Source organism: Blastopirellula marina DSM 3645, assembly GCF_000153105.1.
GTDB classification, from domain to species: domain Bacteria; phylum Planctomycetota; class Planctomycetia; order Pirellulales; family Pirellulaceae; genus Blastopirellula; species Blastopirellula marina.
On record NZ_CH672376.1, the window covers coordinates 3,223,997 to 3,248,827 of the forward strand.

The window sequence follows — 24,831 nt, forward strand, 5'->3', positions numbered from 1 at the left end:
TGGCTATCGAAAGGAGAGCGCGTTCTCTGGCTTGCAGAAAAGCCTGCGTCCCTCAGCGATGATCCCGGCATGCATGCGCTTGGGGATCGGAAGGAGAAAGGAATGCTCCGAGCAAAGATCCACCTTCAGGCGAAGCGGATTGCGGTCGTGTTTACCTCTGTAGCGTGGTGTCTGCGGAAAACCACACCATGGAACTAGGATTTTCTACCGTCCTCTTATTTTCCTTTGCCACGAAAAAATCCTTTCTAGTGGCGTCTAATTGAGAATTGCCCCCTTCATCGCGATTCTTTGTCTGCTAGTCGCACGTTGATCGATCTTTCACGCCATTTTAAAGTGTGAGCTTGACGCTTTGATCCACGGCCGAGCTGAGATTGCGCGTGGTGGAGGACCGAGAGGTGGTCGATCTGGACTTCACGCTGCTGGTCTCCGGGCTGAAGCAAGGTGCCATGAATTTGGATCAGCCGCACCGCGAGAGAATTGTCGGAAGCGTTCGCTCGCTGCTACCCTTCTGCCTAAGTCGGGAGCCAATATTTCACCGGCGCCGACCGCAAAGTGGGTAAGAAATCGTAGGCATCGACGGTCGAATTGAGATTCTTTTTGAACCGGCGAATTTATTCAGGCTTTTTGCAGGTGGCCACGGTTGAGTTTGAATTTCACGGCGCCTAGACTCCGGTATAAATCGGACGCAAGTTAAAAATTTTAATTGGGAACTAATAATGAGCAGACTTCGCAAACCGGGCTTTACGCTCGTCGAACTGTTGGTCGTTATCGCCATCATCGGCGTGTTGATCGCTCTCCTCTTGCCTGCGGTGCAACAGGCGCGTGAAGCTGCTCGACGGATGACTTGTAGCAATAATCTGAAGCAGATGGGCTTGGCCGTCCATAACTTTCACGGCACTTACAACAAGTTGCCGCCGTTGGTCAATTGCCAGCAAGGTTACAGCGTCTGGGTCCATTTGATGCCGTACACCGAGCAAACCGCCGTCTATGATCTGCTGCACTTGGGTAATACCGACAATTGGAAAGACACAATCTTCACCGATTTAACCGCGACGCAGCAAGAAGCCGTCGCGTCGGTTCCTTACATGACTTGCCCGTCGCGACGTAGCGGCGTTCAAATCGCAACCGGCGACACGCCGGGTCCGATGTCGGACTATTCTGCTGTCGGCTATTTCGATAACAGCACGACGTTTAACTTCTACATGGATCCCTACAATACGGGAGACGTGGATCGCGTGAAGAGCATGCTGCGGGTTGGCAAGCCGATCGCCGCAAATGACAGCAATCCCTGCGGCCCGGCGGTCGGACGCGATAGCTTTGCTCGCGTCTCCGATGGTCTTAGTAATACGGCGATGCTGGGAGAAAAAGGTCTGGGACAGAACCAACTTAACGTTTGCTGCGATGAAAACGGAGCGGCGGATGGTTCGTACTTGTTCGCCAGCAACGAATGGCGCGAGTTTTCGGTCGCTAGTTCGATTCGTTTACGTTTGGGACGCGGCCCGCAAGATAATGCTCGTCCTGACAACGGTCAGGGGCACGGCAGTTGGCACCCCGGCATTTGCCAGTTTGTCTTGGGTGACGGATCGGTTCGCAATATCAGCACCAACATCTCGCAAAACACGCTCGCCAACCTCGGTAATTGTGCCGACGGCCAAGTTCTGGGCGAATTTTAAGCCGCGGGAACGGTTGGCGAGAAGCCGTTCTTCATCGCTTTCGACCTCACAACAATCCAGAACAACGCCCTATTTTCGAGATTCATCATGTCTAGCAAACAAATTGCGCTGTCGCTTTGCACACTGCCGCTGCTGATGTTCGCCATCGGCTGCGGTCAGGGGGGCGCCACCGTGCGAGGTAAGGTTCAGTTTGAAGATGGTTCTCCGCTGACGCAGGGAGAATTGATTTTCGACAGCGGTACTTACTCCGAAATTGCTCCGATCGATGACCAGGGAAACTTTACCATCGCCAAAGGACTTCCGGATGGAAACTACAAGATCATCGTCCAGGGAGCGTCCGAAGGAGATTACACCGCGCCGAAAATGCTGATTGACAAGCGTTATATTGACTACCGCTCGACCGACTTGGAGTTGAACGTGGAAGGTTCCGCCAGCGACATTGTGTTGACGGTCGATCGTCCCAAGAAAAAATAGCCGGCTTGCAGTTCTCCAAAGCTGCTCAAGGGGCGAGATATCTCGCCCCTTTGTTCTGCGCGCTCCGAATTTCGTCATCCGGCTGGCTCCCCGGATCAATCGCCAGCTTTTGCGACCTCAGCTCGGTACTTTCGGCACAGTTTGCCTAGATTTCGCGATTGCTCCAGACAGCTCTCGACATGGTTTTCGCAGACAAGCCGGTTCGAAGGTCGATATAGGGAGAAGGACGATAGCTTGTGTCTAAGGGAAAGGTCGCCTGTGCTGAACTCAGAGCTCCAAACGCTTCAGGCCTATGTCGCCGATTGCGCTGCGCGGAACCTGATTCAGTGGTGGTTTGACTCTCTAGGAACCCCTGCTCGTCAAAGTTTGAATCGGGCGTTGTTCGATGGTCAGACCCGCGGTTTGAAGCCGCTCTCCTCGCCGGCCGTGCGCCGCGCCGTCTGGCAATGTGCGCTGCGGCACGAAAGTTTGCATGCGTTGATCGCCCGCTCGGCCGGTACGATCTCGACTGGCCAGCCGTTGCAGCAGGGAGACCGAGTTCGCCTGCGCAATTCGTTGCCGATCTTAGACGCCGCCGGCCGCATCATCCGCGTCCACCGGGGAGGCGAAACCTGGCGCGTCGTTGGCCGCGACGGTCAGCGCTCAGTCTGGCTCGAACAACCCGACGGTTGTCGCCAAGAATGGGGAGATGATCGGGAGATCTTGTCGCAGTTTGAGAAGCTGGCGGGGTAGGAGAGAGAGCGGAAAGCGGCGCACGAAGGTTGTTGTGATCGTTGCGGCGTTTGCTGTAGCAAAGTAGGCGGTTGTTGTTTTTTGAGATCAGCGATAGACCTTACAACTTCGGCCTTGCTTACTCTGCGTGTTTCTTTCGCACTAACCGACTGACCTGTTTGAAGAGGTCGTCGCCGGCGTGTTCGCACCATTCAAACATGGCTGCTTCGGTGGTCGTAAGGACAGCGCCGGCGTTTTCCATGCGGCGGAGCGAGATATCTTTTTCGAGCGGGAATCGTGAGCCGATCGCGTCGACCGCGATATAGACGTCAAAGCCGGCCGCCAGCAGGTCAAGCGCCGTTTGTTGCACGCAAACATGGGCTTCGACTCCGACGAGCAGCAATTTGTGAATCGCTCGCTGGGGCAACTCCTTCAACAGACCGTCAACGCCGCAAGCGCTGAAGGTGAGCTTCGTAGGCAGGTCGTTCAGCAGCGAATGAAGCGGCTCGACAGTTGGCCCCAGACCCTTCGGATACTGTTCGGTTCCCAGCACCGACATGTCGAACAGCTGTGCCGTCAGAACCAGACGTTGCACGTTCTCCACGATCGATTCGGCCTGGTCAATCACCGGCATCAGCCGCTCTTGCAGATCGATCAGCAGCAGCGCGGTATCGCTGCGTGACATCAACAGCGGGCTACGGAAATAGCCGGGGGATTCAGACAACGCGTTCATTGGCAGCAAGCGGTCCTAGCCGCGCGAAGGTCGATCCGTCACAATAACCAGAGATCGAAACCCAGAAAGTCTTTGCGATGAAAATACGCTCTACCACGATTTTAACCGTGCGGCACAACGGCCGCGTCGCCATCGGCGGTGACGGTCAAGTTACCATGAATTCGTCGGTGATGAAATCCGATGCGCACAAGATTCGCCCGTTGCTGGGCGGCAAGGTGATCTGCGGCTTCGCCGGTTCGACCGCCGATGCGTTTTCGCTGCTAGAGCGATTTGAAGGGAAGCTGAAAGATTATCCCAACAACGTACCCAAGGCGGCGACCGAGCTGGCCAAAGAATGGCGAACCGATCGCGCAATGCGCCGTCTAGAAGCGCTAATGACGGTGATTAACGGCGAGCATACCTTTTTGATCAGCGGCACCGGTGACGTGATCGCGCCCACCGATGGCGTGCTGGGAATTGGCTCAGGCGGTGACTACGCGGTCGCCGCGGCGCGGGCGCTGGTCAATCATAGCGTCTTGTCCGCCGACGAGATCGTCAAAGCTGCACTGCAGATCGCCGCGGGAATCGACATCTATACGAACGATAACATCATGGTCGAAAGCATGGAGAGCCAATCGTGAGCGAATCGCCGCAAGAGTTGACTCCGCGCGAAATCGTCGCGGCGCTGGATCAGAACATCGTTGGTCAGGCCGACGCCAAACGAGCCGTCGCAGTCGCGGTTCGCAATCGTTGGCGACGCAAGCAATTGCCGGAAGATCTGCAAGCCGAAATCGCTCCCAAGAACATCATGATGATGGGGCCGACCGGGGTTGGGAAAACCGAGATCGCGCGCCGATTGGCGAAGCTGACCGGCGCCCCCTTCTTGAAAGTTGAAGCGACCAAATACACGGAAGTCGGCTACTACGGTCGCGACGTCGAAAGCATGGTGCGCGAACTGGTCGAGACGTCGATCGCGATGGTTCGCGAACGCGAACGCAAGAACGTCGAGAAAGACGCCGTGGTCCGCGTCGAAGAACGCTTGCTCGATTTGTTGGTCCCCCGCCCTGTCTCGTATGAAATGGCGAGTGAAGAAGAAGAGGCGACCGACCACTACGAGCGAACCCGCGAGCGCTTTCGCGGCATGTTGCGCGGAGGGGAACTAGAACAGCGTAAGGTCGAGCTGACGATCGAGCAAAAATCGGCGCCGATGATGATCGGCGGTATGGGGCTCGAGCAGATGGATGTTGATCTGCAAGGCATGTTCGAGAAGATCTTGCCCAAAAACTCGACGCGCCGTGAACTAACCATCGCCCAGGCGCGCGGCGTGTTGCTGGAGCAGGAGAGCGAAAGCCTGCTCGACAAGGAAGCGATCAATCAGGCGGCGATCGAACTAGCCGAAAACCTGGGGATCATCTTCTTGGACGAGCTTGACAAGATCGTCGCGACCGACGGCAAAAGCGGCGACGTTTCTCGCCAAGGAGTGCAGCGCGACTTGCTGCCGATCGTCGAGGGAACGACCGTGCAAACCAAGCATGGCTACGTTTCGACCGATCATGTGTTGTTTATCGCGGCCGGCGCGTTTCATAAGTCGAGTCCCAGCGAATTGATGCCGGAACTTCAGGGCCGATTTCCGATTCGCGTCGAATTGAACGATCTGACGAAGGATGACTTTGTCCGGATTTTGACCGAGCCGAACGCATCGCTCACGATGCAGTACAAGGCGCTGTTAGCAGCGGAAGGTCTGAAGATCGACTTTACCGAAGACGCGATCGAAGAACTTGCCGAGTTTGCGTTTCAAGTCAACCAGACGACGCAAAACATCGGCGCTCGCCGGTTGTACACGATCATGGAGCGACTGTTGGAAGAGTTGAGTTTTGAGGCGCCCGACATGACGACGAAGAAAGTAACGATCGACGCCGAATATGTGCGCGAGCGACTGACGAAAGTGACGCAAGACGAAGATCTCAGCCGGTTCATTCTATGATTAGCGACGCGCGGCCCGCAATAATTGGCGCGCTGTTGCTGACGGTTCTCGCGTCGGCTGGGTGTCCTTCACCGCGCGATCAGGCGAAGTCCGCCCAGACAATCACCGTGCTGGCGGCCGCCAGTTTGACGAATGCGATTCAGGAAGCGGCCGACGCCTGGTCGCACCGCTCGGGCGTGCAAGTTCGTATTAGCTTCGGTCCGTCGAACGCGCTGGCGCAGCAGATCTTGTCAGGCGCCCCGGCGGATGTTTATCTTTCGGCGAACGAACGCTGGGCCGACGCGCTGGCCGCCGAAGATCATATCCAGCAGCGCGTCGCATTGCTGTCGAATCGGCTGACTTGGATCGCGCCCCTGGAGAATCAGGCGGGGATCGCCGATCCGAGTGAGATCGCAAAGAAAGCGCAGCGTATCGCCTTGGCCGGCGAGAACGTACCGGCTGGGATTTATGCCGATCAGTCGCTGCGAACATCCGGCATTTACGAATTGCTGGCCGATCGCATCGTGCGCGGCGCGGATGTGCGCACGACGCTCGCCTATGTCGAGCGCGGAGAGGTCGACGCCGGCGTTGTTTACGCAACCGATGCGGCGATCTCTGACCGGGTGATTGTGTTGGGGGAGCTTGATCCAACCAGTTATGATCCGATCATTTATCCCGCTGTTTTGCTGACAGGCGCGTCACCAGAGGCCGCAGGCTTTTTCACGTTTTTACAATCTTCGGAAGCTCGTGAGATTTTCGCGCGTCATCACTTCGTCGCACTGCCAACCACCGCCGGAGAGAAGCATGACGCCGGCCGACCTTAGCGCCATCGCCGTCAGTCTGCAGGTCGCACTGGTCGCCGCGATCGCCAGTTTGCCGTTGGGAATCGCCGCTGGGTGGTTGCTGGCGCGAAAGCGATTTCCAGGCAAGATCGTGTTGGAAACCGTGATCAACCTGCCGTTGGTCATGCCGCCGGTCGTGACCGGCTATTTGCTGTTGGTCACTTTCGGCAGACGAGGACCGGTCGGCAGTTGGTTGGAAGATTGGTTCGGCTTGCAACTGGTGTTTGACTGGAAAGGAGCGGCGCTGGCCGCGGCGGTGGTCTCGTTTCCGCTCCTCGTTCGTTCGATCCGTTCGGCGATCGCCGGAGTCGATACTCGCTTAGAAGATGCGGCGCGCACACTGGGCGCGAGCCCGCTCGATCTTTTCTGGAGCGTCACCCTGCCGCTGGCGCGACGCGGCGTGATCGCTGGCGCCCTGTTGGCGTTTGCGCGGGCTTTGGGCGAATTCGGCGCGACGATTATGATCGCCGGCAACATTGCCGGAGAGACGCGAACGATTCCGCTGATGATCTATAGTGAATTGGAAACGCCTGGCGGCGAGCGCAACATCACAATGTTGATCGCCGCGTCCATCTTCATTTCGGCCATCGCTTTGCTTGTCAGCGAGTACCTGGAACGCCGCGTCGAACCGACCACCCCCTGAGCATCGCATGGTTTTGTCGCTGAATTGTACGTTCCAGTATTCGCAAGGATTTTCGTTGCATGCGACCTTGGAGTCCGATGCGCATGTGACGGCGTTGTGCGGCGCATCGGGAAGTGGGAAGACGACCGTGTTGATGTTGATCGCCGGGCTGTTGCAGCCGCAGTCAGGGGTGATTCGTTGCGGTGATGCGACCTGGGTCAACATTGAGCAAAAGTTGTTTGTCTTGCCCGAAATGCGCCGCGTCGGCGTGATGTTCCAAGAGCCGCGACTTTTTCCGCACTTCAATGTACAGCAGAATCTTGATTATGGCTTCTCACGGCGGCGGGGCGATCCGGCGCAAAGAGCGAAAGCGATTGAAACGCTGGAGATCGGTGATCTGCTCACGCGGCGAATCGGCAGTTTGAGCGGTGGTCAAAAGCAACGCGTAGCGCTGGCTCGGGCGCTGGTCAGTTCGCCGGAACTCTTATTGCTGGATGAGCCTTTGACGTCGGTCGAGTCCGCGCTGCAAGAGCGGATCGCCGACTACATAAAACGGGTCGCCAAAGAGTTTGCGACCCCGATTGTGCTGGTCAGTCATTCGGCCGAGTTGGTCGAGCAAATGGCGGAACGCACCTTCTGGCTGCGCGACGGAACGATTTCCGTTTCTTTGTAGCCGGCTGCGTTTGCAAAAAGGAAGAAGCCATATGCCGGGACTTGCATCCGCACGGTAATTGACCAGCGACCATAAGTCGATGGCGTACTACTTGAAATTTTCGGCGCGACTCTTCGCTTCGTGGGACGGAGGCGCGGCGTTATTCGTGTGCGAGCGGCGGCGCTTCGCCGGCCTCCGTTTTCTTCTCACGTGAAAAGCAAAGCAAAATCGCCGGCAGAATGAACAGGTCGCATAGCAGAGCGATCAATAGCAACGAAAACATCATCCAAGCGAACCGCGAGATCGGCGTAAACGGGCTGAGCGCGAAGACCAGCAAGCCGAACGAGCAGATCAAGGAAGTTTGAATCATCGCGGCGCCGCAATGCTCATACGCCAGACGAGTCGCTTCGCGCCGATTGGCGCCGGAGGCGATCCCCTTGTTGAACCAGCTGATAAAGTGCAGCGAGTCATCGACGGCGATTCCGAGCGCCGCGCTGGCCGTCAACAACGATCCCACTTCGACCGGCATGCCCAGCCAACCCATCGCGCCAAAGGCGATGAGCGTGGGCAGAATATTGGGAACCATGCTGAAGAAGCCGGTGAATACGTTGCGCAGCAGAACGATCATGATGCCGGCGATCATGATGAACGCCAAGGCGAAGCTTTTCATCAAGTCGTTGAGCATCTCGGTTTGGGCTTTGAAAACCAAGGGGACCGAGCCCGAGTAGATCGGCTCGATGTTGGGATGATCCGCCAAGACGTGATCGACGTTCTGTTTGACGCGATCCATCAGGTCGCCGTAGTGCAAACGATCGCCGGCCGGCACGCGGGCGCTGATTCGCCACAAGTGATTGTCTTCTTCGTCGCTGAGGTAGTTCATCTCAACATATTGGTCGAGACGATTTTGCAGGATCTTCCGAAATGAAGCGCGTCGCGTGACCGCGATAAAACCGCGTTGCGTAGGATCGGGGAATTGCGGTGCGAATGTCGCAGCCGACATCGAAGCTTCGACTCCATCTACATCTGAAACTGCCTGTTGCACTTGGTTCAGGATGTAGAACTGCTCATCCAGCTTTAGTCCATCTGGATGGCTATCCGTGGTATTGGGCATGCGCAAGACGATCTCGATCGGCACTAAGGGGCCGACATGTTCTTCCAGCCAATCGTAGTCATGGATGATTCGCGCCTCGGGCCAAAACAAATCGTGCAGCTGGGCTGACGTCTTGATCCGCGATACGCCAGCCAGGCAAACGCCGATCAAGACGAGTGAGGTGACGAAGATGAACCAACGCAGGGAGTCGATCCTATTCGAAAGCTTGTCCCAAAAGACGTGTAGCCAACGCGGACCATGATTGGGATCGTGCCAAAGCTGGGGATTGACCGGAAACTTGTAAAGCGCGGCAGGCGCTAACAGCAACAGGACGATCGAACCGGCGCCAATCGACGCGGCGGCATAGAGCCCAAAGTTGGTCACCGGGCGAATCTGGCTGACCGTCAGCGAAAGCATGCCGACAGCCGTCGTGCCTGCCGACAAGAGACAGGGAACCAGCGCCGCGCGCAACGCCCACGCGACGGACTCTTTGGGGGGGCGATCAACGAGCGACTCGCGATAGTAGTTCACCAGGTGAACGCCTGACGAGATGCTGAGCACATACGTCAAGTTGGCGACCAAGGTCAGGACCGAGTCAATCGCTTGACCGCTGAAATACATGATTGACATGCTGAGCTGTTCGCAGAAGATGGCGATCAGAAACACGATCATCGTCGCACGCATGCTGCGAAAACCGATGTACATGATCGTGATGCAGACGGCGAACGAACCCAGATTGAGCAGGTCCAGCGAGTTCTTGCTGGCGTTGTCAATCGCGACCCCGTCGCTGGTTGGCCCCGCGACGATCAAGTTCTCGCGCGTGAGCCCTTGGACTTGATCCGCACATTGATAGGCGTATTCCACTGCGGCGGCTCGATTTTCTTCGCCGGCTTTAGATACGATCGCGATCAGGCAAGTTTGCTGGTGATCCGATCCGATCAACCAACCTTCCATCCGTGCGAGCGCATCTTCCTGGGGAAGTTCGAGCGGGTCGGCGGTGAGCGATTCGATTGCGTCGGCGCCGGTAATGATCTCGCCAAACCACTCCACCGGCTCCGGACCGCTGGTATCTAGCTTCGATAGTTCCGCTTTGTATTGATTCAGACGAGGGTCGCCGAGGGTGCAACCTTCCCAACTGATCATCAGCAATTCGTCGGTGCCGAACTGTTGATAGAACCAGAGGAGCCGCTGCGTCTCTTCAAACGATTCGGGAAGCCAGTCTTCGACGCGGTTCTTGATACTGTCCCAAGCGCCTTTGGCGCCGTAAGTCAGAATCGGCGTCACCGCCAAAAAGAAGGCGATGATCAGCCAACCGTATCGATCTTGCCACGAGGAGGAAGATGACGACATATCAACTTGGAAAAAAGGTCTACGGCGTCGGAATTACGAAGAAAAGCGGCAATGCTCGCCGATTTTGTCGAATGAGCATAACACATCAATGGCGCTTCAAATAGGATGAACTGAACGCGAAGACGAACTTACCCGCAGCATTGATGGCGACAACTCATGCAGATTGGCGATTGGCGACTTGACCTAGTTTCGGGAGGCGGATTCCTGCACGACGGGGGAATCCTGTATGGCGTCGTGCCGAAATCGATCTGGCGAACCATTACTCCTGCCGATGAACAAAACCGCGTTCCCTTGGCGATGAATTGCGTCTTGGCGCGCAGCGCATCTTACACGGTGCTCATCGACGCCGGGCACGGTGAAAAAATGTCTCCGTTGGATCGCAAGTCGCATAGTCTGGAGCCAGGTTGGCCGCTGCTGACGGACCTCGCGGCGCTCGGCGTCGCTCCGGACGATATCGATATCGTTATTCTTAGTCACCTGCACTGGGATCATGCCGGAGGCGCGACGACCCGGCTCGAGGGGAGAATCGCGGCGACCTTTCCCTCGGCTACTTACTTTATTCAGCAGTCAGAGTGGGACGACGCGAATTCAAATACGCTCGAACTTTCGGGCGGGTATCACGGAGATGACTTTCTTCCCCTGGCCGCCGAGGGACGCTTGATGTTGGTCGAAGGGAACCAGGAAATTGTCCCGGATGTTCGAGTCATTCAAACCGGGGGACATACCCGCGGGCATCAAGCGATCGAAATCGCTTCGCGGGGCGAGGGTTTGATGTTTCTAGGGGACGTCGCGCCGACGGTCGCACACATACGCCGGATGTGGTGCACGTCGTATGACCTCGATTTGGTCCAATCTCGACGCGTGAAATACGACCTTTTCGGGCATGCGGCGGACCGCGATTATTGGGTCGTCTGGAATCATGATCGGTACAACCCGATCAGCCGAATCGAACGGCATCCTCGTCGCGAGTATATCCCGGCGGACATCCGCGAAAAACTCTAAAGTTCTGAGTGACTATTAGTTCGCATGCTAATAACTAGGGCGATTAAGCGCCTGCTTCAGAGCGATTAAAACGACCAAATTGTCGTGAACTAGGTGGCTCAACTCGCCCTACTCCATTTCCGTATTCTGCTATTTCGGGGGGGGCGAATGCGAGCGGCCCAGATGGGGAGAAAAATCGCCTCTCGTATCCTGTGAGAATGTTGCATTTACCCCATCTTGTGTAATCATGGGAGTTTCAATGCTCAAACGCATGAGATCGCCTCTACTCATTCCCGCCTCCGAATTGACTCTCAACATCGATATTCACCGAAAGTCTCGCCCACCAAGGGCAAGCTGGCAGAGGGTGAATCGCAAGTAGCCCGCAATGCGCAACAAGAAACCATTGTTGGTTGCCAAAAAATCAGGATAGGAAACATGACAATCTCGACTGATCGAACCGATATTCCGGTGGCGATTGTCGGCATGGCGTGCCGTCTCCCCGGCGCCGCCAACTTGAACGAATATTGGCAACTGATCTCCGAGGGGCGATCGGCCGTAGGCGAAGTCCCGGCGGATCGTTTGAATCGTGAGCTCTATTACCATCCGGACAAGGGCGTCCGCGGAAAGACTTACTCGACCAAAGCTGCGGTGCTGTCAGATCGCACGTTCCATCGTGACCGCTGCCCGCTGCCGCAGGACTTGATTGACTCGGTCGATAACACGCATCTTTTGATGACGGAAACGGCGGCCGAAGCATTCCGTCATGCCGGTTACGATCCTTTCCAACTCAAGGATCGAAACTGTTCCGTCTTCATTGGCCATGCGCAAGGAAGCTCGCGCCTCGGCGAACTGACGTTTCGCGCGTACGTCGACGAAGCGGTCGCGTTGCTGGAACAAACCCCCGAGTTCCAAGATTTGGCGCCCGCCGAGCGCCAAGCCGTCGAGCAGCAATTGCTGCAAGATCTATTGGCCACCATTCCAGAAGGCGCCGAAGGGTTCCGCTATCTCAACTGCAACATGGTCGCCGGCACCGTCGCCAAAGCGTTTGGTCTGAACGGCTCGTGGTTGGCGTTGAACTCGGCTTGCGCCTCCTCGTTGCACGCGATGCTGATGGGCGCCCGAGCGCTGCAGCGCGGCCGCGCGGATATGGTTGTGGTCGGCGGAGCGTCGGACTGTAAGTCCGATTCGCTGGTCCTCTTCTCGAACGCGCAAACGCTGACAAAGGATGATAGTCGTCCCTTTGACTCCGGCGCCGATGGCCTGATCATGTCGGAAGGCTACGTCGCGCTGGTCATGAAGACGCTGGAGCGAGCGATCGCAGACGGCGACCAAATTCAAGCCGTCGTCCGCGGTTTGGGCGTAGCGACCGACGGACGCGGCAAAAGTTTGTGGGCGCCCCGCAAAGAAGGGCAAATGCGAGCAATGCGCCGCGCGTATCGCAGCGGCGTTGACGTTTCTCGACTCCAGTACTTGGAATGTCACGCGACGGCGACCCAGTTGGGCGACGCTACCGAGTTGGAAACGCTGCGCGAAGTGCTGGAGCCAAACTTTCCGAAGGGGAAGAAAATCCCCATCACCAGCGCCAAGGCCAACATTGGGCATGCGCTGGAAGCGGCAGGCGTCGCCGGGATGATCAAGACGATCCTCTGCATGCAGCATCAGCAATTTCCGGCCGCAATCAATATCAAAGAGCTGAATACGAAGGTGCCGTGGAACGAGTCTCCCTTCTTCGTGCCGATGCAACCGGCTCCGTGGAGTGCGCCCGCCGATGGCGGACCGCGTTGCGCAGCGGTGAATGCATTTGGAATCGGCGGCTTGAACATGCACGTGGTGATCGACGAGTATGTCGGTCAGACGTCCGAGCAGATTACCGGCGGTCCGCGTCCGGTTGCCGAAACAGCGGACGATCGCGCTATCGCGATTATCGGCCTGGGCTGCATCGCACCAGGCGCCGCTGAAATCAACGCGTTCTGGGAAACATTGCAACAAGGGACCGATCCGAAAATCGAACCTCCAGCCGATCGCTGGTCGCCGCTGGCGCGCCAAAAGGCGGCCGACAAAGGAATTCAGGTCCTGGGCGGTTTCATAACGGACTACGCGTACGATTGGCGCAAACATAAGGTCCCGCCCAAACAAGTTCTCGAAGCCGATCCGCTGCAGTTCATGTTTCTTGACGCGAGCGAACAAGCGCTGGCCGACGCCGGCTACGATCGCGAATCGATCCAGCGCGAACTGTGCGGCGTTGTCATCGGAACCGAATTTGGAGGCGATTTTGGCGACCAGTTAGAAATGGGTCTGCGTCTCCCCGAAATGCAGGCGAAGCTGACCACGTTACTGCAAGCACGCGGACTCGCCGCCGAGAAGATCGAAGCGATCAATCAAGATTTCGCCAATGTCTTGCTGAAAAAATGGCCGGCCCTGGTCGACGAGACCGGCAGTTTTACCAGCAGCACGCTCGCTTCGCGAATTAGCAAAACGCTTGACTTGAACGGCGGCGCCGTCGCGATCGATAGCGGCACGACGTCCGGCATGTCAGGAATTGCGCTGTGCATCGATTCGCTGTTGTCAGGCGACAACGACATGATGATTTGCGCCGCTGGACAGCGTCGCATGGGAATCACCATGTTTGACGGACTGCGTGAGTCGGGCTTGTTGCATTGCGATGCGGAGCCGAAAAACGTACTCGACGCTGGATACAACGGCGTGGTGCCGAGCGAAGGCGCCGCGGTTGTCGTCTTGAAGCGACTTTCTGATGCGCGACGTGACGGCGATCGGATTCGCGCCGTAATTCGTGGTCTGGGCGTCGCGACGCATGATTCGCCTGCCGAAGCGATGCGAATGGCGGTCGAGCGCGCCTCGAAAATAGCCGACATTGCGCCGAGTGAAATTCAGTTCGTCGATATCGAAACGGACGAAAACAACAGTAGCGTCTCGCAATCGCTGTCGGCCTTGGCTCACGAGCATACGTCGCCCGATCGCAAGCAGCCGCTCCATCTGACGTCCGGCACCGCGCAGTTCGGACACATGGGAGGCGGCAGCTCGCTGATCACCGTGCTCAAAGCGGCCCTGGAATCGCAACATCACGAAGTTTCGGCGGCGCGCGAACTTCAACAGTCGACCGCCGCATTTAACGGTTCGACCGCCAGCGTCCAGACGGCGACCGTCAACGTGAAATTGGGGGGCCGTGGAGTAGGCGCCGTCGCCAGCTGGTCGAAGGGACAAGCTTTCTACCTAATGCTGGATGACGGCTCGGTCGCGCCGCCTAAGGCGATCGTTCAAGCAAGCACGCCGTCAACAGCCGAGCCGGTTCAAGCCGCACGAATCGTGCGCTTGGGCGCCGCTTCGCTGTCCGAGCTGAAGAACATGGTCAACGTCGCACTTGCGGATGCGGACAGCACGTTTGACCAGGCGGAAGCAAAAACATTTACTCCTAGCGACAAGATTCGGTTAGCGATCGTCGCCGACAGTGTGCCGGCGCTGACCAAGAAGCTGATGATGGCATTGCCGCAACTGGGCAATTCCGCTTCGCGTCAGGTACTAGAACAACAAGGGATCTTCTGTCGCGAACCGCTCGCTGCAATACCGCGTATTGCGTTTTTGTTTCCGGGCCAGGGATCGCAGTACGAAGGAATGTTGCGCGATCTGGTCCGCCAGTCGCCGGCTGCGGCTCAAATGATGTCAGAAGCGGACGCTGCGATGCGACGACTGGGCTATCCGATTTTTGCGGACTTGGCCTGGAACGCGCCGACGCAGCTTGGCGCCGACGTTTGGAAGACGCAGATCGCGATGCTATTGGCCGATCTGATCTGCCTGGCGGCCCTTTCGGAACGCGGCGTGAAACCGGATGTCGTGCTGGGACACAGCTACGGCGAGTTCCCCGCTTTGTACGCCGCAGGCGTTTGGAACCTGGACGCGGTCATTCGTATGACGCGGGCACGCTGCGATGGAATCAACGCGACTTCGCTGAACAACGCCGGACTGTTGGCCACGACCGCTCCGCCAGAAGAGATCAAGCAGGTGATCGCCGCTTGCGGCTGCCAGGCCTATCTGGCCAACTACAACGCTCCTGATCAGACCGTGATCGGCGGCAAATTGGCGGCGCTGGAGCAGTTGTCCAATGCGCTGGCGGCCAAGTCGTATCCCACGCGAATCTTGGCGGTTCCGGCGGCGTTTCACACGCCGTTGATGGCCGGATCAAGCCGGATGCTGCAACAGGCGCTCGAAACGGCCGACATGCGAACGCCGCAAACGCCGTTTATCAGCACCGTTGATAACAACCTGACGGAAGATCCAGTCCGAATCCGTCGCAATCTGGGCGTGCAACTGACGACTCCTGTCAAATATGCCCCCTTGATTGAACAACTAGCGTTGGAGACGCCGACGATTTTTGTCGAGGTCGGCCCCCAACAAACGCTCACAAAACTGAACCGCCGGATCCTTTCCGGCGATGCGACAGTGATTGCTTCCGATAATCCCAAGCATGGCGGCATCGAGCCCATTTTGTGCGTCGAAGCGCTGCTGGAATGCCTAGGAGTGAGAGCTCCCGTTGTCAGCACGCCGAAGCCTGTCCCCGCCAAGACGGCGACCGAGACGCGTGCGACGTTTACGGCTCCGCAACCGGCCGCTGCGGCTGTTGTTTCCCAACCCATAACTTCTTCGACGGACCGCGCGCCAGTTAAGCCGCAGCCTGTCGCTTCCTCCCGTAGTTCGATTAGCACCAACGAGAAGAACCAGATGGACGATATTCCGCACTTTGACGCTACAGAGCGTCGTCGCGCGAAGATGCGTGGTTCTGCCCAGGCTTCGCCGCCTGCGGCATCGCCGCCGACTCCGGCTCCGGCCGTGGTCACGCCTCCCGCGCCGGCGCCGGTCGCAGCGCCAATTGTTCCGAGACCGACGTTTGCCGCCCCGCCAGCGCCTGTTGCGGTTCAACCGCCTGCACCGCAGCCAGCGCCGCCGACTCCGCCCCCTGCCCCGGTTGCGCCGGCGCCTGTGTCCGCTGCTGCGAGCAGCAAGAGCGAAGGGGTCGACCTGGAGAAATTCCTCGTCAACTTTGTGGTCGAGCAAACCGGATATCCGCCGGAAGTGGTCGATCTCGACGCTGATATGGAAGCCGATCTCGGTATCGACAGCATTAAGAAAGCCCAGCTGTTTGGTGAGCTGCAGGAATACTTCGACATCAGCACGTCGGCCACCGACTTGTCGCTGGATGACTTCCCGACGCTGCGTCACGTCATGGACTTCCTCTCGGCCAGCGGACAAGGAAGCACTGCTCCGGCGGCGCCTACTCCAGTCGTTGCCCCGCCGCAACCGGTTGCTCCGGTCGCCGCCGCTGAGCCGGTCGCTGCTGCGTCTGATACGAGCCCGGCCGAGTTGGAATCATTTTTGGTCAACTTTGTGGTCGAGCAAACCGGTTATCCGCCGGAAGTGGTCGACATGGACGCGGATCTCGAAGCCGACTTGGGCATCGACAGCATCAAGAAGGCGCAGTTGTTTGGCGAGTTGCAGGAATACTTCGACATCAGCACGTCGGCCACCGACATGTCGTTGGATGACTTCCCGACGCTGCGTCACGTTTTGAACTTCCTCTCGGCTAGCGGTCAAGCCAGCGAAAGCTCTGCGGCTGCTCCGGTCGCAACGCCGGCTGCGGTTTCGCCTCCGCCTATGGCGGAAACGCCTGCTGCGACGGGAACGAGCCCGGCCGAGCTGGAATCGTTTTTGGTCAACTTTGTGGTCGAGCAAACCGGTTATCCGCCGGAAGTGGTCGACATGGACGCGGATCTCGAAGCCGACTTGGGCATCGACAGCATCAAGAAGGCGCAGTTGTTTGGCGAGTTACAGGAATACTTCGACATCAGCACGTCGGCCACCGACATGTCGTTGGATGACTTCCCGACGCTGCGTCACGTCTTGAACTTCCTCGCGGGCAACGCATCTGCCGCGACCGAGGAACCAGCATCTTTTTCCCTGGCCGCTCCGGCGCCGGCTCTGGAAACTAAAGACAACGCGCCGGCCGCAGCTAGCAGCACTAATGGTGCTGCCGCTACGGAACTCAATGGTAAGAATTTGGATTTTGGCGCTGCAGCGCCCCTGACCCTCGTCGGCACGCCGTACGAAATGGGCTGGCGGCACGGCAGTCAATATCGCGCAGAGATTCGTCGCGTACTCCGCACCTATGCGGAGTACGTTGGCGAGTCGATTGACGAGCTCCCTGGTTCCGCTCACACGGCTCAGGCGTTGCAACTGCTGACGCCTGATCAATTGGATGAACTGCAAGGAATCGCTGACGCAATTGAGACACCGCTTAGCAATGTACTCGCTCATCACTTTGCGGTCGCAGAAACGCTGACCGGCATGGAGCAAGCCGCTTCGACTGGCCAGTCCGAAGGTTCGCTGTTGCACGCCGCTCAATTTGGCTCGCCGGTGATCAACCCGATGCGCGAGACGATTCGGTTGGCGACGTTTTTGCGAAGGCCGACCAACGGCTTGTCGCACGTGGTGGTTGCTCCGATCGGCACGATGTTGGTGTTGGGGGGCGTGAACGCTGCAGGTTTGACTTTCAGCGGTGAGAACCATTCAGCTTATGTATTACAAAACGGCGTAGATCTGGAAGCCGCGATTGATCTGACGCTGCATTCGCCCGCCGCAGCAGGCAATGTGGTTCTCGGCGATCTCCATGGTGGTCGTCTGGCCAGCGTTCAGTCGCACGGGCAACAACGGCAAGTCATCAGCGATCAACCGTCCATTCACTGCGGCAAGCGTCAGATGGCGCTCGCTGGCGGTGCTTCGCTGACCGAACAAGATGTCGATTCGAGCGAAGTCGCGAATCTGCTGCTGTCAGCCGATAGTGACGCTCTCGCCTTCTTGATCGATTTTGGATCGGGACAATTGTCTCTGAAGAAATCGACCACATCGCGATCGATGGAGCATTTCTCGCTCAACGGATTGTTTGCCGACGCCAACATTACGGCGCCGGCAGTTCGGCAGAAAGGTGCAGCGACTCCGCTGGCGCAGCCGCACGTCACCGCTCGTTTTGAGCTGGAAATGTGCGATTCGCCGCTATCCGCATCGTCGATGACGCCTGTTTTCCATGGCGCCGCAATCGTGCTGGGCGATGGAGAAACTGCCGCTGCACTGATCGAACAGCTGCAACAAGCGAGCGTTACGGTTTATCAAATCGCGGACGCATCCAATTTGGAGAGCGCCGTCGCGCAGGTTGAATCGATCTGTGCCGCCGGCCCTGCGCCGCACCTGTTTGTAACGACGGCGCGCGATGATCGCGCGAATCTGCGGTTTTCCGTCGAGTCGGCCTGGAACGCTCAGCAACAATCGTCCATGGAAACGCCGCTGTTCGTTTGCCAGAAATGGCTATCTTTGGCGGATGCCGGTGGTTGGCTTGAGAATACGACGGTTGTCGCCGTGACCGCACTGGGCGGCGACTTCGGCTTCAGCCGCGGAGCGACGGCGGTTCAGGGGGGCGCTTTGACCGGGTTGATGAAAGCGATCTTCATCGAATACACCGTGATGCGCGGCGGCAAAGGCCCCCGCGTCAAAGCGTTCGATACCTGTTCGCAAGAATCACCGTGTCAGATCGCCTGCAACATCTTTGTCGAACTCGCTTCGGGCAATCAAGATTACGAGGTTTCCTACACCGGCGGAGTGCGCCGGGTTCCGTTTGCGATGGACCGTCCTGCTGCGACCAAGGCTGCCGCCCAATTGCCGCAAGGAGTTTGGGTCGTTACCGGCGGCGCTCGCGGCATCACGGCGGCGTGTGCGTTGGAATTAGGGAAACGGTACGGCCTGAAACTGCATTTGATTGGCTCTAGCGAATTGCCGGCGATTGATCCCGCCTGGCGACAGTTGGATGAAGCGGGTCTGCAAAAACTGAAGGCCGAGACGATGATCGCGGCCCGCAATGCAGGCCAACAAGCGCCGCAAGCGTGGGAGCGGGTGCAGAAAAGCTTGGAGATCGACAAATCGCTACGCGCGTTTGTCGACAGCGGCGTTTCGGCCACGTACCATGCTTGCGATGTTTCGGATCGCGCCGCATTGGCGGTCGTGTTGGAAGAAATTCGCCGCGTCGATGGACCGATTTCCGGCATCTTGCATGGCGCCGGCATCGACAAATCTTGCCGAATGGAAAAGAAACGTCGCGATGTCGTGCAGGCGACCATCGGCGTCAAAGATGGCGGCGTCGTCCATCTGGCGGCGCTGACCGAGCGGGATCCGATCCGACATTTCATCGGCTTCGGTTCCATCGCTGGTCGGCTCGGCAGCTTTGGGCAAGCCGACTATTGTCTGGCGAGCGATCTGCTCTGTAAACTGATGAACGCCTACCGTCGCACGCGTCCGTGGGTCCGAGCTGTCGGCTTCCACTGGCACGGCTGGGATGAAGTCGGGATGGCGGCTCGCCCTGAAACGAAAAACGTTTTGAACGATAAGAGCGCCTTAAAACTGATGCCGCTCGCCGAAGGCGTTGGCCATTTGATTCGCGAGATCGAGGCCGATGTTCCGCGCGGCGAGATTCTGATCACCGAGCGTCGTCATTGGCAACGTTTTGCCGATGGTTTGGGGATTTTGGCCGAGAGCCGCGCCGAAGCGAAGCCATCCGCAGCGCCGGCCGAACCTGTTTCAACCGAGCCGCTGGGGCCAGCGGATGCTGCGGTGGAGTTGAGAACCGAACGATGCGAATTGAAACTGATCGATTCGCCGCTTGCTGCGGGAACACCGACCGCGCCTACGTTTGATGGGCCAGTTTGGATCTTGGGAGAAAACGCCGACGCGGTCGAACTCGAGCAACGACTGCAACAAGCAGGCGTCGAGGTCTATCGCTTTGGCGCACGCGCCGACCTGGACGAAACGCTGGCTTGGCTTGATGCGCTGCATCCCGAGAAACCGGCGAAGCGGCTCTTTTTGATGACCAGTCGTGATGCGTTGTCAGCCGACTCGCTGTCGGTCGCCGAGATTGATCGCCGTCGTCACGAAGGAATCATTGCTCCCTACTTCATCGCCCAAAATTGGTACAAGCGGCTCCTTAAGTTTCCGGAAGCAGGTACCGGCGATCTGGTCGCAGCAACTTCGCTGGGGGGAGATTTCGGCTTTGAGTCGACGGTGCAGACGCCTGACGGCGGCGGAGTCGCCGGCTTTATGAAGTCGCTGCATATTGAAGATTCGCGGCTCGACAATCGCGTCGCACGCTGCAAAGTGATCGACGCTCCGAGCGACGAATCGCCGGCGACTCTGTTTGACGCGCTGATGCGTGAACTTGCCGCCGATCAGCCGGAAGTTGAAGTGAGCTGGAGCCGCGGCGTTCGTCGTGTGATTCGGCCGATCGGAACCCCGCTCGAACTGGGACCGGCCGCGAACATTCCACGTGGCGGAACTTGGGTCGTGACGGGTGGTGCTCGCGGGATTACCGCGATCGCCGCACGCGAGTTGGCGGCTCGCTACGGTTGGAAATTGCATCTGCTGGGCAAAAGTCCGGCGCCGCTGGCCGACGCCATCTGGCGCACTTTTGATGAAGAACAGCTGAAAACCTACAAAACGCAGATCGCTCGAGAAGCGGTCGCCGCCGGCGGTTCGCCGGGTCAGGCATGGGATCGCGTGTTGAAAGACTGCGAGATTTTCAACAACCTGCAGAGGTTTGCGGATTCCGGCGTTCAGGCGACCTATCACCAGTGCGACGTCACCGATCGCGATGCGGTCGCAGCGGTGTTGGAAAAGGTGCGTCGCGTCGATGGTCCGATCAACGGTCTGATGCATGGCGCCGGCTTGATTGAGCCGGGGCGATTTGATCACAAACGTCGACCGTTTGTCGAGAAGCTAATTCGCGCCAAGTTTGACGGGTTGCTTCATTTATTCGCGCTGACGCAGAAGGATCCGCTGACGCATTGCATCGGATTCGGCTCGATCAGCGGACGTTTTGGTGGGAACGGGCTGAGCGACTACGCGGCCGGAAACGACTCGATGTCGAAGGCGCTCGACTGGTTTCGCTCGACACGTCCTGATTGCACGACGCTCTGCATCCACTGGGAATCGTGGGAAGGCGCCGGCATCGCGACGCTGTCTCGATTCGCCTGGGGACCGCGATCAGTGATGAAAATGAAATACATGCTGCCGGAAGAAGGAGTTCGGCGGATGGAAGAAGAAATGGCCGGCGGCGGATTGAAAGCGGAAACGCTTTACACGTTCGGCGACTTCTACCCGATGTTCTACCCGAACGAACAGTTCCCCTTAGGCGAGTTCCAACCTCGCTCTGGCGATGCGGTTGACGGCTCGTTTCCGCTGGTCGCGACTTCGCGTACTGAGGGAGACGAGTTTGTCGGCGACGTGCCGCTCGATCCGGTGAACGATCCTTTCTTGGCGTTGCATCGGCTGCGCGGCAAACCGTTGATGCCGGTTGTCGTAACGCTAGAAGCGCTGCGCGAAGCGGCCGAGTTGGCTTCTGGTAAAAAGGTGGTCGCCTTCTGTGACGTCGATATGATTGACGGCCTGGCGTTTCATACCGACAACGCAGCGACAGCCCAGGCGCGAGCCAAGATGGTGGGCGACCATGTCGCTGAGTGCCGCTGGACCTGCGATTTCCGGAATCGCACCGGCGGATTGATTCAAAAAGACCGACTTTACTTGCAAGCAAAGCTCGAACTGAGTGACGCGCCAGCTGCGATCACGGCCGATCTGCCGCCGTTTCCGAGCGAATGGAGCGCTGTCACGTATCCCGAGGATAGCGCCATCTATCATGGCGCTCCGTTCCGCTGCTTAAAGGCGCTCAGTTGCGACTCGACAGGCGGTTGGGGACATATTGTCGCACAACCTTTGGCCGATCTGACGAAGCCTGAACGCGTGGAAGGGTGGCGCGTTCCATCGTGCGTGCTCGATTCGGCGCTTTATGCGTGCGGTTGTCAGCTGTATCTGCATAGCGAGGGGGCGATTTCGCTGCCGCGGAAGATTGAGCGATTGGAGCTTGGTCGTCTGCCGCGAGATGGCGAAAATTGCTACGTTCATTTTGTTTGTCGCGATGTGGCCGAAAAATCGGCGATCTACGATCTGACTCTGTTTGGTGAAAACGGAGACGTGATCTTGAAAGCGATTGGCTATCAGAAAGTGATTCTTGGCCGGGGAGGAATCGCATGATTTTTTCACCGACCTGGATCGTTCGGTACGTCGCGGATACGCGTCGATTGCCGATCGATCATCAAGACGCTTGGCTGAGCGCCGCAGAAGAGGCCGAACTGGCGTTTTTCGCGCATGAAAATCGCCGTCGGCAATGGCTGCGCGCACGCTGGATCGCCAAGCGTTTGATCGCCCTGTCGAATGAGTCGGCCGATTTACGGCGGGTAGAAATATTGTCCCGTTCACCTGTTGGATTGGGGGCAGCGCCGCAGGTTTTTGTGGATGGGCAACCGTCGCAACACCGCATTTCTCTTTCTCATGCGGGCGACGCCGTATTGGTCGGAATGACGACCGACGCGACGTCCATCGGCGTTGATCTGGCTTGGGACGTTCCGCAAGACAAGCAATTTTCGCGTGCTTGGTTTAGTGAGCGTGAACAAGCTTGGCTTGCCGAACGTCCGGAGTCGGCTTCCCTGTTATGGGGACTGAAAGAAGCGATTTTCAAATCACAGGGAGACAGCCAGGCCTGGAACCCGCGAAGCGTAGAAATCGAATCGTATTGCGATCGAGAAGTTCGTTGCTCGTTGTTTGGACGCCGACTCGCTCCCCTCTCGACGTGGATTCGCACGTCCCCTCGAGGAACCGCGACGGCAGTTTGGCAAGCAATTACTCATGATTCTCCAGTCGCCGCTCGGCAGGAGTTTACTTCATGTTTGTGAGCAAAGAACACCATCCGCAGGTTTTACCGCGTGAGTCCTATATTGATCCGACGATCTACAAAAAGGAGATTGAAACGATCCTGTTGCCGGCGTGGCATTGCGTCGCGGTGATGAGCGAATTGCCTCGCAACGGATCTTTTTTAACGTTCGACTTGTTCGAGCGCCCGATTATCCTGTGGCGAAACGAAGATGAGGTCAGCGCCTTTCTGAACGTTTGCTCGCATCGCTACTCGAAACTGACATGCAAACCGTGCGGAATCGCCGAGCGTTTGCATTGCCAATACCATGGTTGGGAATACGACGAGACCGGCAACGTTCGGAAAATTCCAGACGCGAAAACCTTTCGTCCGCTTGCGCACGGAATGCTGGGACTTAAGCGATTTCGAGTGGAGCGCTGCGGCGAACTGGTGTTTGTCAATCTGACAGAAGACGGTCCGAGCCTGAAAGAATTTTTAGGGAACAAGTTCGAGCTGTACGAATCCTGGTTTTCGCCAGAGATGCATACGGCGATTGTGATGACGCGAAAGATCAACGCCAATTGGAAATGCTTGGTCGAAAACGCACTAGAAAGCTATCACACAACCGAGGTCCATCCGAAGACGTTCGGCAAGGCGCCGGCCGAGAAGGATTGCACGCATCAGCTGCACGACACTTGGACGTCGCTGTTTGTCGATTACAGTGAGGAACGCTCGTTTCGCGCGATGCTGGATCGGATCGGGCATTGGATGGTGGGACGTCAGCGGGACGGCTCTTACGAACACATTCTGCATTACCCCAACATCATGATCGCGCGATTATCGCTCTATCGTTGGGTCGAATGCGTGGTTCCGGTTTCGCCGGATCAGTCGTTGTCGGTGGTCCGCTTGATGTGCCACATCGGCGAAAAGGGACAGCTGCGGCGATTGTGGAATCGCGGCTTTATCAGCCGGTGGGCGAATGATTTTCTGACCAAGGTCGGTTCCGAAGACGCCGAAATCCTGCCGCACATTCAAGCCGGGTTGGCGGCGGCCGATGAGCCGACCGGCGGTTTGATTTCAACACGTGAAGAACGCGTTTTTCATTTTCAAAACTATATCGAGCGTGCGAGCCAAATGACTGGTTCGGACGACGTTAGCGAAATACTTCCAATTCGATTTTCAGGGAACGCAACATGATTAACCTCTCCGGACGTATCGCTTTGGTTACCGGAAGTTCGCGCGGAATGGGGCGAGCTTCCGCATTGCGACTTGCCGAAGCAGGCTGCGACGTCATCGTTAACTACGTCACGTCACGTACCGCCGCGATGGAAACGGCCAAGGAAATTCGCGCGATGGGACGACGTTCGTTTGTCGTCAAAGCGGATGTGAGCAAAAAGGATGACGTCGAATCGATGATGGAGTACATCAGCGAACATATTCAACAATTGGACATCATCGTCAGCAATGCGGCGACCGGCGGTTTTCGCCCGTTGATGGCGGCGAACGAAAAGCATTTTGAAAACACGTATCACACCAACGTGCTAGCGATGCTATTTCTGGTGCAGGCCGGATTGCCGTTGCTTGAAAAAAGCAAAGGCCGCGCGAAAGTGATCGGCATCAGCAGCCATGGCTCGAACATGGCGTTGCCCTGGTACGGGCTAATCGGCAGCTCGAAAGCGGCGCTCGAAAGCTTGGCGCGCCATCTCACCTTGGAAGTCGGCGACAAAGGGGTGAACGTCAATATCATCAAGTCGGGCCTGGTCGAAACCGATTCGACCAAACGCCTGCCAGGCGCCGGCGAGATGTTCGACCATCGCAAAGACAAAACGATGATGGGTGACCGCATGCTGAGCATCGAAGACATTGCGGACGCGGTCTTGTTTCTGGCGTCGCCGTTGTCGGATCTTGTTCAAGGTGAAACGCTCGTCGTTGACGGCGGAGCCGCGGTTCACGTTTAGTTGATCAGGACGTAA

The 24,831-nt window shown here is 57.7% G+C and carries 15 protein-coding genes; 13 read left to right on the forward strand and 2 right to left on the reverse strand.

The features are described from left to right. Positions 1–716 precede the first annotated feature (716 nt). The 3 genes from DSM3645_RS28390 (at position 717) to DSM3645_RS15065 (ending at position 2,879) form a co-directional block, all read left to right on the forward strand. Positions 717–1,673, forward strand: a complete 957-nt coding sequence (locus DSM3645_RS28390; protein WP_002653082.1) for a DUF1559 domain-containing protein — start codon at positions 717–719, stop codon at positions 1,671–1,673. A gap of 87 nt (positions 1,674–1,760) precedes the next feature. Beyond that, positions 1,761–2,147: a hypothetical protein gene (locus tag DSM3645_RS15060; protein ID WP_002653083.1), complete on the forward strand. Its 387-nt coding sequence runs from the start codon at positions 1,761–1,763 to the stop codon at positions 2,145–2,147. Positions 2,148–2,405: 258 nt separating this feature from the next. Then, positions 2,406–2,879, forward strand: coding sequence for a hypothetical protein (locus DSM3645_RS15065; protein WP_002653084.1), 474 nt, complete (start codon positions 2,406–2,408; stop codon positions 2,877–2,879). A 118-nt stretch (positions 2,880–2,997) separates the two neighbouring features. On the opposite strand, the gene DSM3645_RS15070 is transcribed toward DSM3645_RS15065, so the two are convergent. Then, entirely contained in the window at positions 2,998–3,591 is a 594-nt protein-coding gene (locus tag DSM3645_RS15070; RefSeq protein WP_002653085.1) for a hydrolase, read from the reverse strand. Positions 3,592–3,668: 77 nt separating this feature from the next. Between DSM3645_RS15070 and hslV the strand changes: the two genes are divergently transcribed. The 5 genes from hslV to DSM3645_RS15095 are packed head-to-tail and all read left to right on the forward strand — an operon-like array spanning position 3,669 to position 7,670. Next, on the forward strand, positions 3,669–4,211 hold the full coding sequence (hslV, locus tag DSM3645_RS15075; protein WP_002653086.1) for an ATP-dependent protease subunit HslV: 543 nt from the start codon (positions 3,669–3,671) through the stop codon (positions 4,209–4,211). Beyond that, positions 4,208–5,554 carry an ATP-dependent protease ATPase subunit HslU gene (hslU, locus tag DSM3645_RS15080; protein ID WP_002653087.1) on the forward strand — a complete coding sequence of 449 codons (1,347 nt, stop codon included), beginning with the start codon at positions 4,208–4,210 and terminating at the stop codon, positions 5,552–5,554. The genes hslV and hslU overlap by 4 nt, the downstream gene beginning before the upstream one ends. After that, on the forward strand, positions 5,551–6,357 hold the full coding sequence (gene modA, locus DSM3645_RS15085) for a molybdate ABC transporter substrate-binding protein (RefSeq protein ID WP_002653088.1): 807 nt from the start codon (positions 5,551–5,553) through the stop codon (positions 6,355–6,357). The genes hslU and modA overlap by 4 nt, the downstream gene beginning before the upstream one ends. Continuing rightward, the gene (gene modB, locus DSM3645_RS15090) at positions 6,338–7,018 is read left to right on the forward strand and encodes a molybdate ABC transporter permease subunit (RefSeq protein ID WP_002653089.1); all 681 of its coding nucleotides are present in this window, start codon (positions 6,338–6,340) and stop codon (positions 7,016–7,018) included. Before modA ends, modB begins: the two co-directional genes overlap by 20 nt. Positions 7,019–7,025: 7 nt before the next feature. After that, a complete protein-coding gene (locus DSM3645_RS15095) occupies positions 7,026–7,670 on the forward strand; it encodes an ATP-binding cassette domain-containing protein (protein WP_002653090.1) in 645 nt (214 codons plus the stop codon). Positions 7,671–7,809: 139 nt separating this feature from the next. Here the strand turns inward: DSM3645_RS15095 and DSM3645_RS15100 are convergent, their stop codons facing one another. Beyond that, positions 7,810–10,089 (reverse strand): efflux RND transporter permease subunit, encoded by a 2,280-nt coding sequence (locus tag DSM3645_RS15100; protein WP_002653091.1) that lies wholly within the window; start codon positions 10,087–10,089, stop codon positions 7,810–7,812. A 156-nt stretch (positions 10,090–10,245) separates the two neighbouring features. Between DSM3645_RS15100 and DSM3645_RS15105 the strand changes: the two genes are divergently transcribed. The 5 genes from DSM3645_RS15105 (at position 10,246) to DSM3645_RS15125 (ending at position 24,816) form a co-directional block, all read left to right on the forward strand. After that, a complete protein-coding gene (locus DSM3645_RS15105) occupies positions 10,246–11,091 on the forward strand; it encodes an MBL fold metallo-hydrolase (RefSeq protein ID WP_002653092.1) in 846 nt (281 codons plus the stop codon). 414 nt (positions 11,092–11,505) lie between these two features. Beyond that, the gene (locus DSM3645_RS15110; RefSeq protein ID WP_002653093.1) at positions 11,506–22,203 is read left to right on the forward strand and encodes a type I polyketide synthase; all 10,698 of its coding nucleotides are present in this window, start codon (positions 11,506–11,508) and stop codon (positions 22,201–22,203) included. Continuing rightward, the gene (locus DSM3645_RS15115) at positions 22,200–22,901 is read left to right on the forward strand and encodes a 4'-phosphopantetheinyl transferase family protein (RefSeq protein WP_002653094.1); all 702 of its coding nucleotides are present in this window, start codon (positions 22,200–22,202) and stop codon (positions 22,899–22,901) included. The genes DSM3645_RS15110 and DSM3645_RS15115 overlap by 4 nt, the downstream gene beginning before the upstream one ends. After that, positions 22,892–24,055 (forward strand): aromatic ring-hydroxylating oxygenase subunit alpha, encoded by a 1,164-nt coding sequence (locus tag DSM3645_RS15120; RefSeq protein WP_002653095.1) that lies wholly within the window; start codon positions 22,892–22,894, stop codon positions 24,053–24,055. Before DSM3645_RS15115 ends, DSM3645_RS15120 begins: the two co-directional genes overlap by 10 nt. Then, a complete protein-coding gene (locus DSM3645_RS15125) occupies positions 24,052–24,816 on the forward strand; it encodes an SDR family oxidoreductase (protein ID WP_002653096.1) in 765 nt (254 codons plus the stop codon). The genes DSM3645_RS15120 and DSM3645_RS15125 overlap by 4 nt, the downstream gene beginning before the upstream one ends. Positions 24,817–24,831: the final 15 nt, after the last annotated feature.

Coding starts and splice junctions, on each gene's coding strand:
- DSM3645_RS15100 (WP_002653091.1), bottom strand. CDS start 10,089: ATGTCGTCATCTTCCTCCTCGTGGCAAGATCGATACGGTTGGCTGATC.
- DSM3645_RS28390 (WP_002653082.1), top strand. CDS start 717: ATGAGCAGACTTCGCAAACCGGGCTTTACGCTCGTCGAACTGTTGGTC.
- DSM3645_RS15120 (WP_002653095.1), top strand. CDS start 22,892: ATGTTTGTGAGCAAAGAACACCATCCGCAGGTTTTACCGCGTGAGTCC.
- DSM3645_RS15105 (WP_002653092.1), top strand. CDS start 10,246: ATGCAGATTGGCGATTGGCGACTTGACCTAGTTTCGGGAGGCGGATTC.
- DSM3645_RS15070 (WP_002653085.1), bottom strand. CDS start 3,591: ATGAACGCGTTGTCTGAATCCCCCGGCTATTTCCGTAGCCCGCTGTTG.
- DSM3645_RS15110 (WP_002653093.1), top strand. CDS start 11,506: ATGACAATCTCGACTGATCGAACCGATATTCCGGTGGCGATTGTCGGC.
- DSM3645_RS15060 (WP_002653083.1), top strand. CDS start 1,761: ATGTCTAGCAAACAAATTGCGCTGTCGCTTTGCACACTGCCGCTGCTG.
- modB (WP_002653089.1), top strand. CDS start 6,338: ATGACGCCGGCCGACCTTAGCGCCATCGCCGTCAGTCTGCAGGTCGCA.
- hslV (WP_002653086.1), top strand. CDS start 3,669: ATGAAAATACGCTCTACCACGATTTTAACCGTGCGGCACAACGGCCGC.
- DSM3645_RS15125 (WP_002653096.1), top strand. CDS start 24,052: ATGATTAACCTCTCCGGACGTATCGCTTTGGTTACCGGAAGTTCGCGC.
- DSM3645_RS15095 (WP_002653090.1), top strand. CDS start 7,026: ATGGTTTTGTCGCTGAATTGTACGTTCCAGTATTCGCAAGGATTTTCG.
- modA (WP_002653088.1), top strand. CDS start 5,551: ATGATTAGCGACGCGCGGCCCGCAATAATTGGCGCGCTGTTGCTGACG.
- DSM3645_RS15115 (WP_002653094.1), top strand. CDS start 22,200: ATGATTTTTTCACCGACCTGGATCGTTCGGTACGTCGCGGATACGCGT.